The organism is Arachidicoccus terrestris, from assembly GCF_020042345.1.
In the GTDB taxonomy this organism is placed as follows: domain Bacteria; phylum Bacteroidota; class Bacteroidia; order Chitinophagales; family Chitinophagaceae; genus Arachidicoccus; species Arachidicoccus terrestris.
This window is the reverse complement of sequence record NZ_CP083387.1, coordinates 1,676,851-1,693,978: the sequence shown is the minus strand read 5'-3', so window position 1 is coordinate 1,693,978 and position 17,128 is coordinate 1,676,851. Positions and strand designations below refer to the sequence as shown.

The 17,128-nt window shown below is 45.4% G+C and carries 16 protein-coding genes; 13 read left to right on the top strand and 3 right to left on the bottom strand.

Going from position 1 to position 17,128, the window contains the following annotated elements:
• Nucleotides 1–6: 6 nt before the first annotated feature.
• The 4 genes from K9M52_RS06830 (at nucleotide 7) to K9M52_RS06815 (ending at nucleotide 6,597) form a co-directional block, all read left to right on the top strand.
• Nucleotides 7–1,416 carry a RagB/SusD family nutrient uptake outer membrane protein gene (locus K9M52_RS06830; RefSeq protein ID WP_224071310.1) on the top strand — a complete coding sequence of 470 codons (1,410 nt, stop codon included), beginning with the start codon at nucleotides 7–9 and terminating at the stop codon, nucleotides 1,414–1,416.
• Between the two features lie 26 nt (nucleotides 1,417–1,442).
• A complete protein-coding gene (locus K9M52_RS06825) occupies nucleotides 1,443–2,675 on the top strand; it encodes a TlpA family protein disulfide reductase (protein ID WP_224071309.1) in 1,233 nt (410 codons plus the stop codon).
• 44 nt (nucleotides 2,676–2,719) lie between these two features.
• Complete coding sequence (locus K9M52_RS06820) at nucleotides 2,720–3,967, top strand: TlpA family protein disulfide reductase (RefSeq protein WP_224071308.1); 1,248 nt, start codon at nucleotides 2,720–2,722, stop codon at nucleotides 3,965–3,967.
• Between the two features lie 170 nt (nucleotides 3,968–4,137).
• Nucleotides 4,138–6,597: an ABC transporter permease gene (locus tag K9M52_RS06815; protein ID WP_224071307.1), complete on the top strand. Its 2,460-nt coding sequence runs from the start codon at nucleotides 4,138–4,140 to the stop codon at nucleotides 6,595–6,597.
• 49 nt (nucleotides 6,598–6,646) lie between these two features.
• On the opposite strand, the gene K9M52_RS06810 is transcribed toward K9M52_RS06815, so the two are convergent.
• The gene (locus tag K9M52_RS06810; protein ID WP_224071306.1) at nucleotides 6,647–7,081 is read right to left on the bottom strand and encodes a GNAT family N-acetyltransferase; all 435 of its coding nucleotides are present in this window, start codon (nucleotides 7,079–7,081) and stop codon (nucleotides 6,647–6,649) included.
• A 272-nt stretch (nucleotides 7,082–7,353) separates the two neighbouring features.
• On the opposite strand from K9M52_RS06810, the gene moaA reads away from it, so the two are divergent.
• From moaA to K9M52_RS06765, 9 genes are all read left to right on the top strand, one after another.
• The gene (gene moaA, locus K9M52_RS06805; protein WP_224071305.1) at nucleotides 7,354–8,340 is read left to right on the top strand and encodes a GTP 3',8-cyclase MoaA; all 987 of its coding nucleotides are present in this window, start codon (nucleotides 7,354–7,356) and stop codon (nucleotides 8,338–8,340) included.
• A 4-nt stretch (nucleotides 8,341–8,344) separates the two neighbouring features.
• Complete coding sequence (locus K9M52_RS06800; RefSeq protein ID WP_224071304.1) at nucleotides 8,345–9,550, top strand: molybdopterin molybdotransferase MoeA; 1,206 nt, start codon at nucleotides 8,345–8,347, stop codon at nucleotides 9,548–9,550.
• 14 nt (nucleotides 9,551–9,564) lie between these two features.
• Nucleotides 9,565–10,044 (top strand): cyclic pyranopterin monophosphate synthase MoaC, encoded by a 480-nt coding sequence (gene moaC / locus K9M52_RS06795; RefSeq protein WP_224071303.1) that lies wholly within the window; start codon nucleotides 9,565–9,567, stop codon nucleotides 10,042–10,044.
• Nucleotides 10,025–10,630: an NTP transferase domain-containing protein gene (locus K9M52_RS06790; RefSeq protein WP_224071302.1), complete on the top strand. Its 606-nt coding sequence runs from the start codon at nucleotides 10,025–10,027 to the stop codon at nucleotides 10,628–10,630. The genes moaC and K9M52_RS06790 overlap by 20 nt, the downstream gene beginning before the upstream one ends.
• Before the next feature lie 5 nt (nucleotides 10,631–10,635).
• The gene (locus K9M52_RS06785; RefSeq protein WP_224071301.1) at nucleotides 10,636–11,694 is read left to right on the top strand and encodes a HesA/MoeB/ThiF family protein; all 1,059 of its coding nucleotides are present in this window, start codon (nucleotides 10,636–10,638) and stop codon (nucleotides 11,692–11,694) included.
• 91 nt (nucleotides 11,695–11,785) lie between these two features.
• Nucleotides 11,786–12,817: a Dyp-type peroxidase gene (locus K9M52_RS06780; protein ID WP_224071300.1), complete on the top strand. Its 1,032-nt coding sequence runs from the start codon at nucleotides 11,786–11,788 to the stop codon at nucleotides 12,815–12,817.
• 5 nt (nucleotides 12,818–12,822) lie between these two features.
• Nucleotides 12,823–13,629 (top strand): family 1 encapsulin nanocompartment shell protein, encoded by an 807-nt coding sequence (locus K9M52_RS06775; RefSeq protein WP_224071299.1) that lies wholly within the window; start codon nucleotides 12,823–12,825, stop codon nucleotides 13,627–13,629.
• 22 nt (nucleotides 13,630–13,651) lie between these two features.
• Nucleotides 13,652–13,861, top strand: coding sequence for a hypervirulence associated TUDOR domain-containing protein (locus tag K9M52_RS06770; protein ID WP_224071298.1), 210 nt, complete (start codon nucleotides 13,652–13,654; stop codon nucleotides 13,859–13,861).
• A gap of 100 nt (nucleotides 13,862–13,961) precedes the next feature.
• A complete protein-coding gene (locus K9M52_RS06765; protein WP_224071297.1) occupies nucleotides 13,962–16,286 on the top strand; it encodes a molybdopterin oxidoreductase family protein in 2,325 nt (774 codons plus the stop codon).
• Between the two features lie 48 nt (nucleotides 16,287–16,334).
• On the opposite strand, the gene K9M52_RS06760 is transcribed toward K9M52_RS06765, so the two are convergent.
• Nucleotides 16,335–16,685 (bottom strand): DUF7009 family protein, encoded by a 351-nt coding sequence (locus K9M52_RS06760; RefSeq protein ID WP_224071296.1) that lies wholly within the window; start codon nucleotides 16,683–16,685, stop codon nucleotides 16,335–16,337.
• Between the two features lie 26 nt (nucleotides 16,686–16,711).
• Nucleotides 16,712–17,128 carry a molybdenum cofactor biosynthesis protein MoaE gene (locus tag K9M52_RS06755; RefSeq protein ID WP_224071295.1) on the bottom strand — a complete coding sequence of 139 codons (417 nt, stop codon included), beginning with the start codon at nucleotides 17,126–17,128 and terminating at the stop codon, nucleotides 16,712–16,714.

Here is a 17,128-nt window from a genome sequence, read left to right as displayed (position 1 = left end):
AATGTTATGAATACCAAAAACGGCCTTTCCCTTCTTTTTATATTGATGCTTACTTTAGGTGCTTGTAATAAGAACCTGGATATCGCTCCCGAAGGAGTAATGACCGAACAAAGTGCATTAGAAGAGCAGCGTACCGCGGAAGATATGCTGGCGGGTGCTTATCAGCAGATGTTTTTAGCAATGAGCGGAGACGCCTATACCATCGGCGACCTGACAACCGGCATCGCGACCGCCACGACGAATGAATGGTATACAGGAATGGTAGAGCCTAATGATGGAGTAGTGGCCGGTTTTTGGGATGACGGATATGCGGCGATCAACCTGGCCAATGTGATTATTACTCAGCTGCCCCGATATGCCAGGTTTGATCCGGCAGTGCAAAAGCAGTTTGTGGCGGAAGCGCGTTTTGTAAGGGCTTTCAGTTATTTGCAACTCATTAAACTATTCGGTGATGGCGCATTAGAAAATAAACCTGAAGGGCTGGGGGTGCCACTCCGTCTGGAAGGTTTTGAGGGATATGATGGCTCTCAGATAACACCCCGGTCGACTAATAAAGAGATTTTTTCCTTGATTAGAAGTGACCTGGATAGCGCCATTGCCAGATTGCCTGAGAAATATGACGTATTGGTGAACACCTATTGCCGGGCGACCAGGACTTCTGCTGCGGCACTAGCAGCGAGAGTCGCACTTTATATGCGAGACTATGAGGCCTGTATTAGCTATTGTGATATCGCATTAAATGATCCCGGTCACGTACTGTCCACTTCTCCAGCAGGCGTATTCCAGGATAATGCGAATGGCAACAGTGTAGATTACCCTTTTGATAAAGAAGTGCTGTTTGCCTTCCCAGTCAGCTACAATAAAGATCCGACGCAATATGCGAAGCATAATATCTATTATACGCAGGGGTACATCAGGCCGGATAGTGCTTTTGTGGCTTCTTATGGGGCGGGCGATCTTCGCAAAACAGTTATGATAGATACGATTGCCACTTATAACGGAGAGATCGCGACGACCGTTAAATTTTCAGACCCCAACCGATTGGACAACCTGGTCATGCTCCGACTTGCTGAAGTGTTATTGAATAAGGCAGAGGCGATCGCATTTAAAGATGGTGTCAGCCGGAAGGCAGTCGATCTGTTAAACAGAATTCATCAAAGGGCCTTTGCCGCCGAAAATAAACCGACAGTTTATGTACCAGACGATTTTGTCAATCGGGAGGCACTTATCCATCAGATACTGCAGGAGAAAAAATGGGAATTGGCTTTTGAAGGACTAGACCGGTATGATGAAATCGCAGCCGGGGTAAAACCCAATGATCAGCTCCCCGAAAGCAAGTACGCCCTTCCGATTCCACAATATGATGTTGAAATCACAGGTGGCATTATCAAGCAGAATCCGGGTTATATAAAATAATAATAAAACAGAATAAAAATTAAGTTATGACAAAGAAGAATGTGTTGATGGTATTGTGGCTGTTGTCCCTCTCGTTAATGGTCAAGGGGCAGGTCTCTGATCTCGTGACTATTAAAGGAGAGCTTACGGGAGATCTTAAAGGGTATGATCATATGTATATGTATAACAGGATGGGGTCAGATACCACGAAAATGAGTGATGGTCATTATGAATTTAAATTTGAATTTAAGGAGCCGGAAATGAAGATGTTTCTGCCGGAATATACCACTGCCATGAAACAGATGTACCAGCCCTTTGGTATTTTAATTTCAGGGCCCGGAACGTATTACGTCAAAAGTAACATTGAAAAAGGGTTGGCAGCTTCAAGTGTGGTCAGCGGTGTAAAGGACGCGGTCATATACCGGCAATTTGAAAAAGACCAGGGCACGGCTTATCTGAAAACCAACAGAACATTGGCAAGTCTTTACGGAGACCAGTGGTATATGATTGATGAGAAAAATGATCGGTATGCTGCCTATATTAAAACAAAAGATTCCTTGGAAGCCGTTAATACGGTTCCGGTGCTGGAACGCCTGGTCAAGAGGTATCCCGACGCCATGGCAACCGCGTTTGTGCTGTCCGGTGCGGGCAAGGGGCTTTCCAGTCTCGGTGAACAGGAAAAGCTGTATTCAATGCTTTCTGACAGAATGAAGAAAAGTAAAGAAGGCGTACTTTTTCATGATTTTATACAGGGGCGTAAAAACGCAGCCATTGGCAATAATATGATCGATTTTCAATTGCCTGATCCTAAGGGTGAAATGATCGGTTCCGGCCAGTTTAAAGGGAAATACCTGCTGATAGATTTCTGGGCGAGCTGGTGTGTCCCCTGCAGGAAATCATTTCCTCATATGAGAGAGCTGTACAAAAAATATAAGGATAAGAATCTGGAGATTTTAAGTATTTCCATTGATAAGAATAAAGAAGCCTGGCTCAAGGCAGTTAATCAGGAAAGCAATCCCTGGCCACAGGTATTAGATACCAGAAGTGTTTCTCAGAAAGGCTTTGCTGTCAGTGCCGTTCCCAACACTTTTTTAATCAGCCCAGAAGGAAAAATTGTCGCCAAGCAGGTAGGTTTTGATCCTGATGGCAAGGATAATCCGATAGAGGATAAGATGGCTGCCTTGTTTGGTGCAACAGAAGCTGATTCAAACAAGAAGGTGAAATCCAACGAAAAAGGGAAAAAGGTAATCAAAGCTATTCCAATGTCCGGAATGCAATAGTTTAACAGTAAAATAAAATCAAGAAAAAGCCAAAAATGAAATTTATGTCTAAAAAGTGTGTACAATTGCGATATGCAGCGATTTGGATGGGGGTTTTATTATGTTTTATGTGTACCTGTGCCAACGCTCAATCTGGTAGCGGGAATGTCAAAAACATTAAAGTAGATGGCACTGTTGAATTTATCGATCCTTCGGTAGTCAATAAGGTCATACTTAGTAGGGTTCAAATGAGTGGCAAGCCCTTGCCTGTTGATTCAGTGGTTATAGATGAAGGCCATAAAACCTTTCATTTTGATCTCAAACAGGATCATCCCGGTATTTATAGCATTACAACTACCTACTGGGATCATTGTGAGTTTTGGAGTGATGCCGACGTTTCTGTTGCCATGAGAGGCTTCGATACGGCGAAGGTGCATGTAAAGATCCCTCACTATAATTTTGTAAAAGGTTCTATGGATAATAATTTTATTAATTTTTCCAATCAGATATCACAGCTCAATTATCTAAGAATGATTGATGAATATAATGAAGGGTACTATGCGAAGCAGCATAAAGATAAAGACTCAGCCTGGGCAAGCTATCTGAGTAAGACGAAAAGGTATGATTCTCTTTCGAAGGATTATGAGCAACGGATGGATGTACTGATGCAAGCATATGCAGACAGGCCCGTCACCATTTACAGGTTAAGGGGTATGACAGGGACAGAAAATAAAGACGAATATGATGAAGCAATGATAAAGCTTGACAGGCTTATTGAAAGATATCCCTGGCTTTCTGAGGCGAAGCAGGCAAAAAATACGATTATTGAAAATCGAAAGCAGGCGGAGAAAGTTGCCGCGGGACAGCCTTTACCCGAAGCCACTTATTTGGATGTTGACGGGAAAAACCACGACCTAAAGGCTTATAAGGGCCATTATTTGCTGATAGATTTCTGGGCCAGCTGGTGTGGCCCTTGCCGCCAGGCCATACCTAAAGTGAAGGAACTCTATAACGCCTATCATGGCAAAGGCTTTGATGTTGTTAGTATCTCCATAGATAAAGATAACAACGCATGGAAAAAAGCAATGAAAGAAGAGCAGATGCCCTGGCAACAGTATATTAGTCCCAATATGGATACGACCATGAAGCAGTTTCAGTTTTCAGGTATTCCTACGATGTATTTAATTAGTCCTGAAGGGACCATAATTGAGAAATTTACAGGCTACTCTCCCGAGGCGGAAGCTGCAATTAAGAAGATACTAAGTGAAGGCAAAAGCGGACATAAGAAGGTGATTAAGGCGATGTCGTTTTAAATTGAACCAGGTCTGTTTTAAGAAAATGAAAAGCGGTATTGCATTATACTGTTTTTCATTTTTTTTAGCCAGGACAGAGTGTCCGGTTTTAAAAAGAGGGTGTATCAAAAACGGACAACTCCATTTCTGAGCCGAGCTTATAAGTTGTTTGTAATGAATAAGATAGGAAAATGGCATTTAAATCGCTGACCGAATATTCAGCGTTGAATTGGAATTTTAAACCTGATTATACATCAAAAATGCCACTGATGGTCAAACATTATATTAAAATAGCCTGGCGGAACCTGATGAAAAGTAAGATGTTTTCCGTCATAAATGTACTGGGGTTAGCGATTGGCATTGCCGTTTGCCTGTTAATATTCCTGTTTGTTAACAATGAATTTACTGCAGATAGTTTTCATAAGAATAAAAATGAGATATACCAGGTGTTGCGTTATGCAAAAATTGACGGCCATCAGAAAAGTGTAGCGTACTTGTCGGGCCTATATGGCCCTGCCCTAAAAGCGGATTTTCCTGGTGCGGTAGACAAAGTAGTCCGGGTACTGCCAAACAATAGCCTGGTGGCGGCCGGTCATGATCGGGTTTTTAATGAGAAAAAGATTTTCGCTGTTGACCCTGCATTTCTGGACATGTTTTCTTTCCCTTTAATTCTGGGAAATGACGCTACTGCGCTCAGTAATCCGGGCAGTATCGTGCTTACCGAAACGGCTGCAAAAAGGTACTTTGGGAACGTCAGGGCTGCGATGGGGAAGACATTGGAATTAGATAAAGAATTACAGTTAAAAGTGACCGGAGTCATGAAAGATGTTCCTAAGAACTCTACACTGGATTTCGATATCTTGGTGCCTATTGAGAATTACAAAAATGCGCCCTATTTTACTCACTGGATCAATAATAGCATGTATACTTTTGTTCAGCTGTCGCCTGGCGCTAAAATTGACCAGCTGGAGGCCAGGTTGCCCGGTTTTATGCAAAAATATATGGGTAAGGAAATGGCCCAATACGGGTTTAATTTTTCTCTTGGCCTCATGCCTTTAAAGGATGTTTACCTGGCCAAAGATATGTTTGGCGCCCAGCGCCATGGAGACCGGTCAATTATTTATATATTTCTCTCTATTGCTATTCTTATCCTGCTTATAGCCTGTATTAATTTTGTCAACCTCTCAACGATCAGGGCCGTTGAACGTTCCAGAGAGATTGGGTTACGTAAGGTGTTGGGGGCGTATAGAAAGCAACTCATAGGGCAGTTTATGGGAGAGTCATTGCTGATTACCTGCACGGCTTGCGCTCTAGCAATTATCATTCTCTATTTTGCGTTGCCATTCTGTAATCAGATGCTTGGCTATCAACTGAGCGTTGACTGGACCCGGCCGGCAGTCTATATATTTATCGTCAGCATTATTCTCATTGTTGGTCTGCTGGCTGGCAGTTACCCCGCTTTATTTTTATCAGGCTTTCCGCCTGTTCAAGCTATTAAAGGGAAACTAAGATTAGGAACGGGAGGCACTAATTTCAGGCAAGTCTTAGTGGTCGTTCAGTTTATGATCTCAGTGTTTCTAATCATAGGGACGATTGTGATCTCCAAACAATTGCATTTTGTTAAAAATAAACAGTTGGGATATGACCAGTCTCAGGCCATCGTCGTGAGGATTGATAATGGAGATTTATATGACAACAGGGATTTGTTTAAACAAAAGGTTTTAAATGAGCCGGGTGTCGAAGCCGTTTCGTTGATGTCTGGCGAGCCGGGTGGTTTTTTTGATACCTATTTTTTTAATGTAGAAGGCAAAACGGATAAATGGAGCGCTCACACAGAATATTGTGATTTTCAGTACGTAAAAGCACTGGGTTTAAAACTGCTGAGTGGGAGAGACTTTTCAACTGGTTTGCCAACCGATACTACAGCGTCCGTGTTGCTAAATCAGACTGCTGCTGCCAGTTTGGGATGGACGCCTGAACAAGCCGTCGGAAAATGGATTCAGAATACTAAAAATGATTCCATGAGAAGAACGGTAATAGGTGTGGTCGCTGATTTCAGCTTTGAAAGCCTTAAACAAAGCATTACACCACTAGTGATCACGCCTGGAGATGATAACCGCCTGGTATATATTAGGTTGAAGGGGGGTAGCATTCCTGCAACGCTGGAGGCGCTTCAAAAAGATTATGGAATCGCTGCACCTGGATATCCTTTTGAATATAGTTTTATGGATCAGCAGTTTGAAAATATGTACAGAAAAGATATTAAACAACAGAAACTGCTGACTTCTTTTTCAATTCTGGCTATCATGATTGCCAGCCTGGGATTATTTGGGTTGGCGGTCTTTACAACGAATAAAAGAACGAAAGAAGTGGGTATAAGAAAAATTTTGGGTTCTTCTGTAAGTCAGGTTGTGTTACTACTCGCCAGTGACCTCTTAAAGCCGGTGATTATTGCGGCAGTTATTGCAATCCCATTAGGGTATATGGCCATGCACGCGTGGCTTCAGAATTTTGCGTATCAAACGCGGCTGAGCTGGTGGATCTTTCCGCTATCGGCCGTTATTACGATGGGGATCGCGCTATTCACTGTTTGTTTTAAAGCCATTAAAGCCGGCCGTTCCAATCCGGTGGAGTCGCTTAAAGTGGAATAGCCGGAGAATGGTGCTACGAGTTTTTATCTACATGATAAATCAGGCAGGCTCATCCATTTTTATAAATGTCTCTTCGGGTAATTTCCATCAGGTATTCTGGATTTGCGGGCGCACTAAACCCGAATTGTCTGTAAAGTTCATGCGCGTCCCAGGTGGCCAGTGAAATTCTTCTCAGGCCTGCTACCCAGTCTTGCTCCATTATATGATGCATCAGCTTTTTAGACAATCCTCTTTGCCGGTGGCTTGTTAAGATGTAGACATCCGCCAAATAAGCAAATGTGGCATAGTCGGTTATTAATCTTGCAAATCCAACCTGCTTTTCTCCACTAAATACACCTACGCAGTAGGAGTTTTTTAATGCGGTTTCCAGGGTTTGAAAAGGAATATTTTCCGCCCAATAACTTTCCTGATTCAGGAAGCTATAAATAGCCTGGGTATCCATATTTTCAAAACCGCTTTTAATGTGGTAGTGTTGCTGATCCATGACCTACTTTCAGATTTACAGGCAAATTAATGTATAAACCCAATACAACTATCGTTTTCTTGCAAGTATTTAGCTCACGAACGTTTGGCAGAAAAGGAAGGGTATGAGATGAACGCCCGCGTTGCCTGTATTTGTGTGGCATGAGTGAGTTCTCTCGCATGTTGATACCTTATTTTATCCTTTCGCCTATTGGAGAAAATGAACTAACTTACAGCCTGGAAGGAAACAGGATTACAATCTTGTTAATCATGAATTAGTGAATAGAAATAGTGATGATAACTGATGGCCATGGGCGGACGATAAATTATTTGAGACTTGCGGTTACAGACAGGTGCAATCTCAGATGCACCTATTGTATGCCCGAGTCGGGCCTGGATTGGACGCCCCGCAGCGAATTGATAACAACCCCAGAAATGCTCCGTATTTGCACATTGCTGATTAAAATGGGGATTGATAAAATCCGGATCACAGGCGGAGAACCTTTTGTCAGAAAAGATCTGTTGCCATTTTTGCACGCTCTTTCTGTCATCAGCGGACTTCAAGAGCTGACGATTACCACAAATGGGTTGCTAACCGCTCCCTTTATTCCTGAACTCAAAAAAATGGGTATCCGGTCCGTGAACCTGAGTCTGGACTCGCTGGACCAGGACCGATTTATCGCCATAACCCGTCGTGACGGTCTGGCACAAGTATTAGGTACGCTTGATGCGCTCCTCGCAAACGGTATTGCCGTTAAGATAAATGCCGTGGTGATGGAAGAACGTAATATCGAAGATATTATTCCTTTGGCCGAACTCACACAATCCTTGCCCGTCAGCGTTCGTTTTATAGAAGAAATGCCCTTTAACGGTACGATGCAGAATGTCTCTCTGGCATGGAATTCTCAGCGTATTCTAAGCCATTTGAAGGAGCGGTTTCCCACGCTCAAAAAAGCGGTAGATGAATCCCATGCGACTGCTCTTAACTACGATATACCCGGTCACAAAGGACGTGTCGGCCTGATTCCAGCCTATACACGTTCCTTTTGCGGTTCCTGCAACCGACTTCGCATTACGCCGACCGGTACCTTGAGGACATGTCTATATGAGGCCGGGCAGTTGAATTTAAAGGATCGGATACGGGAGGGGTATACAGACGAAATGCTGGCCAGGCTGGTACGCAATGCAGTGATGAAAAAGCCACTGGATGGCTGGGCAGCAGAGCGTGGCCTGATTGCAAATAATTTAGCACACCAATCAATGGCAACAATTGGAGGATAGCCTGATGGACTTAATCACCGTTAAAGAAGCCGAAGATATAATACAATTGTATGTAAAGGACTACGGTTCTGAAGAGGTGCCATATACGATGTCGTCTGGAAGGGTATTAGCCGAGCATCTCTATGCAGACAGAGATCTGCCGCCGTTTAACAGGGCGACTGTCGATGGCATTGCCATAAGAGCTACAGCCGGCGCCGTCGGGTCAAAGTCTTTTACCATCATCGGTACACAGGCTGCAGGAGAGCCGCCCATTGCGATCACCACAGAGCGGGCTTGTGTTGAAGTGATGACGGGCGCGGCGCTGGATCCCTCTTTGGATGCGGTGATCCGTTATGAGGATATTAGCGTTGAAAACGGGATCGCGACAATAAAAGGTGCGATAGACATTAAGGCAGGTATGAACCTTCACGTACGTGGCAAAGATAAACGAAAGGGAGAAATGGTAGCGGCCGCCCCCAGGCTGATCTGCCCTGCGTTGATTGGCCTGGCCGCTTCAATCGGTAAAACGACGTTGACAGTTAAAAAACTTCCCCGGGTGGCGATCATTTCCACAGGAGATGAAATGGTGCCGCCAGAGTCCGCACCTACGCCTTTTCAATTGAGACGCTCCAATGGCATTGTGATGCAATCCGTTCTACAGAGGTATATGATCCAGGCAGATACTTATCATTTGAATGATGACATTGGGCTGATAAGAACAACACTTGCGGGACTGCTGAAGGACTATGATGTACTTCTGTTGAGTGGCGGTGTTTCCATGGGTAAATTCGATTATGTGCCACAGGCGCTGCAGGAGCTTGGCGTGGCAAAGCGATTTCATAAGATCCGGCAACGGCCTGGTAAGCCCTTTTGGTTTGGCACGCATCATGAAAGCGTAGTTTTTGCTTTTCCAGGTAATCCGGTATCCGTTTTTATGTGCCTTAACAGATATTTTGTTCCCTGGCTGGAGCGTTCCCTGAAGATGCCCCAGTCCTCCGGTCGTATGGCAGTATTGGGTAGGGACATTGAATTTAAGCCGCCATTGCAATATTTTATTCAGGTGCAATTAGAAACAGACAAAGAGGGGGTAATTGTTGCGACACCTTTTGATAGCAACGGGTCGGGTGATTTTTCTAATTTAATATATGCCAATGCATTTATGGAACTACCTTTGGAGAGAACACAGTTTAGAAAAGGAGAGTTATTTAAAGTCTGGCAATACAAAAATTAAAAACTACAGATTTGATGATGATGGAACTTTCACATATAAATAGCAAGGGAGAACCCTCCATCGTAGACGTCGGCACCAAGCAAGTGACCAGGCGGAAGGCTTTGGCACAGGCAGTTGTCACCTTGCCGGCTGAGATTTTTTCTTTGCTGCAACAGGAGTCGTTTGCAACAAAAAAAGGCCCGGTTATACAAACGGCCATAATCGCCGGCATCATGGGCGCAAAGAAGACGGGAGAGCTCATCCCGCTTTGTCATCCTTTAGGGTTAGAAAATTGTACGGTGGACATAGAAATAAAAAATCCTGGGGAATTAACGATATACTGCACGGCCAGTATTGAAGCGAAGACAGGTGTGGAAATGGAAGCGCTGACCGGGGCCTCAGTTGCTGCACTGACGATTTATGATATGTGCAAGGCTTTGAGTCAGGACATCGTCATAAGGGAAATTAAACTCATGGAAAAGACGGGAGGTAAAAATGACTTTAAAAGAGGATAGGCAGCTTCCATTGAACGGGCTGGTGTTGGCAGGTGGAAAAAGCACACGCATGGGGCAGGCGAAAGACCAGATCAAATGGTATGATAAAGAGCAGCGGTATCACGCAGCAGATTTATTAAGTGGTTTTTGCAAGGACGTATTTATCTCCTGCCGCCCGGATCAGACAGCGGGTATTGACCGGAAGTATAAGAGATTACCGGACCGTTTTTTGAATAAAGGTCCATTAGGGGGAATCCTGACTGCCCTCAGCTCAGACAAGGCTTTTGCCTGGCTGGTCGTTGCCTGTGACTTGCCTTTACTGAATGAAGCGACCCTCCAGTTACTTCTTAATAACAGGGATCGTTCAAAAACGGCGACTGCCTTTTTGAGCCCGTATGACGGGCTCCCTGAACCTTTGATAACAATTTGGGAGCCGGATAGTTACTCCGTATTACTGGAGTCTCTGGACAGAGGCATAAGCTGCCCCAGAAAAGTCCTCATCAATAGCGATATAAAGTCCGTAATACCTGTCGAGCCTGATGCCCTGATGAATGTCAACACGCCTGAAGAGGCAGCTAGGGCAAAGGAATTTTTAAACACCCCATAATCTGTATGTCAGAGAATTTTGCAAGATATCACTGCCAGATGGCCCTGCCAGGTTTTGGAGCAACTGCCCAGCGCCGGCTTCAAAATGCGCGGGTATTGATTGTCGGGGCGGGTGGCTTAGGTTGCCCGGCAGCACAGTATCTGGCGGCATCAGGTGTCGGAACCATCGGTATTGCCGATGATGACAACGTCGCTGAAAGTAATTTACATAGACAGATTTTATTTACGCAGCAGGACATAGGGAAGAACAAAGCTGAACGCGCCGCTCAGAAACTGAAGTTACAGAACCAATTGGTCAGGATTGTACCCTATCAACACCGGGTGGATCAACAAAACGTAATGGCACTCATCGCTGATTATGACCTGATCGTCGACGGGACAGATAATTTCGATGCCAAATATTTACTGAGTGATGCCTGTGTATTGTCCCACAAACCCTTGGTGTACGGAGCGATTTATCAGCACGAGGGACAAATGGCTGTTTTAAATGTATTACTGGCTGACGGGACTTATTCGCCCAGTTACCGCGATATATTCCCAAGAGCGTCGTCGGCGGATATCCCTAACTGTGCGGAAGGCGGTGTTATGCCGCCCCTGGCTGGCATGATAGGCTGCATGCAGGCAAGTGAAGTGATCAAATATTTTACAGACAGGGAAGCGCTGCTAACAGGAAAACTCAGTATGCTCAATATTCAAACAGGGAACCTATACCAGGTTGAACTGCAAAAAGATCCTTCTGTCAGCATTACGGAACTTCCCCACAGTGTCGCTCTTATTGATCTGGAAGCACTAAACGAACAAGATTTTCAGCTAATGGATGTGCGGTCCGGTGCAGAACACGAAATGTTTAATATCGGCGGCGTGAACATACCTTTTAACGAATTGCCTGGTATGTTACATACCTTGTCAAAAGACAAACCGATTGTCTGTTATTGCGCTTCTGGAAAACGCAGCATAGAAGCGGCTAAATTGATCCGGCAGCATTTTCCCAAGGTAGTGGTTTACTCACTTAGGAACGGTGTGGGTTTATTAATGCCGCCTGATCTGTTGAAACCGTCAGATTGATGCAGCCCTTATTGTTTGGGAATAAAGCCATAATTTTACATAAATTCAATCATATCCAATCAACGATTTAAAATATAAACAGCGTATAGAAATGACAGTGCACCCACAGAATGTATTGGATTATCACGGAAACAATACCATATTTACTGTTTGGAATTTCAAAGAAAACACAGTAATTCAGGAAGCTTTTCAGCGAATCTGCGCCTTGGTGATTAACCTCAACCATTCGGCGGCAATCCGTTATCCGGATAATGGCGCCAGTTGTGTCATTGGGATAGGTCCGGTAGCCTGGAGGATGTTGGATTTACCTGGACAGCAACCTAAGGAATTAAATGACTTTGCGCCCATTTCCGGCGATAAATATACAGCCGTTGCCACTAGAGGAGATCTCCATTTTCATTTACGTGCGCTGAACAGTAGTATTTGCTATGACATGGCCGCAGAAATCGCCAAAATACTGGCGCCGGTTGCCGATTGTGTGGAAGAGGTACATGGGTTCCGTTACTGGGACGGACGCTCTATTTTAGGATTTGTTGATGGTACAGAGAACCCTGAAGGGCACGAAAGGGCGTTCTTCGGCCTGATCGGCGATGCAGATCCAGCGTATAAGGGCGGTAGCTATTTGTTTGTTCAAAAGTATATTCATGATCTGGCAGCCTTTAAAGCGCTCTCTGTTGAAGAACAGGAAAAGGTTTTCGGCAGGTACAAGGAAAGTGATGTGGAAATGCCGGATAACGTAAAGCCGGCAAACGCACATTCTGCGGTCGCCAATGTAGGGGATGATCTGAAAATTATCAGGGATAATATGCCTTTCGGAAATATGTCTACCAATGAAATGGGTACTTATTTTATTGCCTATGCCAGTACATTTGATACGGTCAATAAAATGCTGACCAGTATGTTTATCGGAAATCCACGGGGGAATTATGACCGTCTGCTGGACTTCAGTACGGCTAAAACCGGCAGTTTGTTCTTTGTGCCGACCCTGGAAATGCTGGATGCCATGTCTTCCGGCAGTTTCGAACTACAGACGGATGTCCCTAATAGTCGCACGGAAATTGCACCAGAACTCAGGCACCCATACGGCTCACTGGGGATAGGTTCATTAAAATTAAAAAATTAAGAGATATGAATAATTTACACCGCAAATTAGCGCCCATATCGGAGGCCGCATGGGCGCAAATAGAAGAAGAAGCCACCCGGACACTGAAACGTTATCTGGCCGCCAGGAAAGTGGTAGATGTAGATGGGCCGGTGGGGTTTGACCTGTCTGCGAAAGGAACAGGTCATATTAAACCTATCGATACACCCGGTGATGATGTGGAGGCAGTGATACGAGAGGTCAATCCGGTGGTCGAGCTACGTATTCCTTTTGAACTTACCAGGGCCGCCATTGATGACGTAGAAAGAGGGGCAGAAGATTCTGACTGGCAACCTTTGAAAGATGCGGCCCGTAAGATTGCTTTTGCCGAGGATCGTGCTGTATTTGAAGGCTATGCTGCCGCAGGTATTAAAGGTATACGCGAGGGCAGTAGTAATAAATCTCTGACTTTACCGGCTAGTGTAAAGAACTATTCTGATACGGTGGCACAAGCTTTAAGCGAACTCAGACTTGCCGGTGTCAACGGGCCGTATATGCTGGTACTGGGGGCTGACGAATACGTTGCAGCCAGCGGTGGCAGTGATGAAGGGTACCCGGTATTACATCATATAAGAGAGCTGGTGGACGGCGATATTGTCTGGGCGCCGGCAGTCAAAGGGGGCTTTGTGCTTTCTACCAGGGGCGGTGACTTTGAACTGAGCCTGGGCCGTGACATGTCCATCGGTTATCTCAGTCACACAGATACGACCGTAAAGTTATATCTGCAGGAATCTTTTACCTTCCAGTTCTATACAGCTGAGGCAGCGGTTTATTTAAAACCGGCAGGACAGTAATTTAGCATTCAAACCGATAGAAATGGCAGAAAAATTCAAAGTAGGGGATCATGTCAGGTGGAATTCGGAAGCGGGAAAGGTATCCGGTATTATCATCAAAGTGCATACAAAGGATTTTGATTATAAAGGTTACACGCATCATGCGACCATAAAGAATCCCCAATATGAAATTAAAAGTGATAAGTCGGCTCATATTGCAGCGCATAAAGGAACTGCGCTGACTAAAATATAGCCCTGTAAGCCGGTTTCATGGAGATTAGGCAGAAAAACTGTAAATTGGAGTAGCAAGTATAAAACGCTACTCCGTTTTTCTTCTTAATAAAATGCGTTGTATGAAACCTAGAATCGATACGAATCTTAGCATATCAGAAACGCCCGATAAATGGGTACATTCCGCCTGTATATTATGTTCCAACGGCTGTGGTATTGATATCGCCGTAAAAGACGGTAAAATAGTGGGTGTCCGCGGTAATCCGGATCACCCGGTAAGTTTCGGCCATCTAGGTCCTAAAGGAGAACATGCCTGGGTCGCGAATAATACCCGAGAGCGGGGTACAGTACCCATGATCAGGCGTTCAAAGCAGGAGGCTTTGAAGCCGGTCAGCTGGGAGGAAGCCATGGATTTTTTTATAGAAAGATTTAAACAGGCCTGGACGCAGGGGCATCAGAATCTGGCCTGTTATAGTTCGGGGCAGCTTACGGTAGAAGAATTATACACACTCGGCAAGCTCTGGCGTGCCGGGCTTAAATCTGCTAACATCGACGGGAATACCAGGCTTTGTACCGCGACTTCTGCAACCGGACTCATGTCCAATTTTGGTTGTGACGGTCCGGTAGCCTCATACGTGGATGTAGATGAGGCGGAGCTGCTCTGCTTATACGGGCATAATGTAGCGGAAGTCCAGACTGTTTTATGGGAGCGTATGCTGGCCGCTAAGAAAGCGAATGGAGGACGCATTATAGTATTTGATCCGCGCAGGACGCCCACTGTTACGCAGGGGGCCGATCTGCATATTCCGGTCAGGGTGGGGACCAATGTAGCTCTGATGAATGGCATCATTCATTTACTGATTAAAAATAATTGGATCTATCAGGACTTTATTGATGCCCACACAGTCGGATTTGCCTCTCTGAAAGCAGTGACAGATCGTTATACGCCCGAACGGGTCGCAGAGATCTGTGGTATCCGGCAAAATGATCTGGAAACTGCGGTAGAATGGATGGCCTCAACGCCTAAAATGGTATCGACAGTATTACAGGGATTTTACCAGAGTGTAGAGGCGACAGCCTCCTCTTCTTTAGTCAATACAGTACACTTATTGTTAGGAGCCATCAGCAAGCCCGGTGCGGGTCCTTTACTGATGGCGGGACAACCCTCTGCCATGTCTAATAGAGAGACAGGCGCCGGCGGTTCCTATCCGGGATATAGAAATCCGCATAGCGACAGCCAGATGCGGGATCTCTGTGAAAAATGGAATATCGATTTTGAGACGTTCACGCCAGAGGTGCCTAAGGATATACTCACCATGATGGAGGCGGCTGAACGCGGGGAAATTGAATTTATGTGGGTGATGGGGACCAATCCGCTGGTAAGTTTACCCGACCAGAACCGGAGCGAACGGATCATGAAGCGCATGTTTATGGTCGTTCAGGATCCTTTTATTGATACAGAAACCGTCAGTCTGGCGGATATTTATCTTCCGGCCTCCATGTGGGGAGAAAAGCAAGGCTGTGTCACCAATGCTGACAGAAGCGTGAATCTGCTTATGAAAGCAGTAGATCCGCCCGGAGAAGCGCGCAGTGATTTTGACATTTTTATAGAAGTTGCCAGACGTCTTGGATTTAAGGACAGGGATGGCGCGCCTTTGATTCCCTTTAAGGAGCCCCGGGAGGCCTTTGAGGAGTGGCGTATGATATCGAAAGGCCGGCCCTGCGACTATTCAGGTATGAGCTATGAACTGATCCTTGAAATGGGGGCTGTCAGGTGGCCCTGCAACGAAAAATATCCCAGGGGCTGTGAAAGGCTGTATGAGGACTTACATTTCTGGACAGGTATTGATCAGTGCGAGACCTATGGTGTTGACTTTTTGACCGGACGGGGAACAACCAGAGGCGATTATGTGGACCCTGACGGGAAAGCCTTTCTGAGGCCTGCACAGTGGCGTCGGCATCCCAATCCTGTTTCAGCGCAATTTCCTTATCTGTTAATTACCGGCAGGGTGGTCTATCATTTTCATACCAGAACGAAAACAGCCCGGTCGGCTGTTTTGAACAGTCACGCTCCACAACCTTATATTGAGATACATCCGGATGACGCCGCCGAACTGAGTATCAGTAGCGGTGATTTGGTGGAAGTAACCTCACCCAACGGCCGGTGGGAAGGTGTTGCGATGGTCGTGGATACGGTTCGGCCGGGGGATGTTTTTATTCCTTTTCATTATGGTCACGGTGTGCTTGCTGCCAATCAACATACTTGGTATGCCCGTGATGCGGTGAGTCAGCAGCCTCACTTAAAATCTTCCCCGGTGGCCTTGCGCCGTCTAAGCTTTGGTGCACCGCAACCCTGGTTGCTGGAAAGGCTGAAAGAGTTAAACGGGCATTCCATTATGCCCTTTGCTGCAAGAGCGTATGAAGGAACGGTTAATCGGGAAGTGTAGCGGCGATACACTTCCCGGACGGATAACGGTTAATTTGGGTAATAGCCGTTAACATACCATGTTGGGATTCGGATAATTATCACTTTGATCTTCTGCCCGGTTGTCCAGGCAGACAAAGTCTTTTTCGATCAGTATGCTGACCGGGCCGGTTGTATCTTCAAATCCGACTTGACTGGTGTTCTGTAATTCGTCGATCATTTGCTTGGGCATATATAAAGTGATCCGGTTTTCCTTAAATGTAACATGGAGTTGTTGCTCGCTATACTGTTCGATGGCGTAGTGTAATGAGTTGCCCGTAAAAAAGGTTTGGGCTTCTATCATTCCCTTTTCCCCAAGTGTTGTAACTTCAGATTTGGTCAACCGGTATCTTATTGTGTTATTCAGGATTCTTATTTTCATATTTGTCGTTTTTAGGGTATGAAAGCTTAAGCATGTGCCGAGATCCACTGTTCTCCATCTTCAAAAACTTCTTTTTTCCATATCGGAACGGTTTGCTTTAAGGTGTCGATGGCAAATTGACAGGCTGCAAATGCCGCTGCTCTGTGCGGTGCACTGACGGCGATGTGGACGGCAATATCGCCTACCTTTAAAATGCCGGTCCGGTGATGCATGCTGATGGATTGAATATCAAATCTGCGAATGGTCAACGCTGCCAATTGCTCCATTTCTTTTAAGGCCATAGCATAATAGCATTCATATTCCAGCCGGATCACCTTCCTGTTTTGGGTCTTGTTTCTGACGGTTCCCGTAAAAGTAGCCACGGCGCCGCAACGGTCATCAGAGACGGCATGGATGCAGTCAGGAATATGTAAAGGAGTGTCTATAATTTGAACATCGATCAT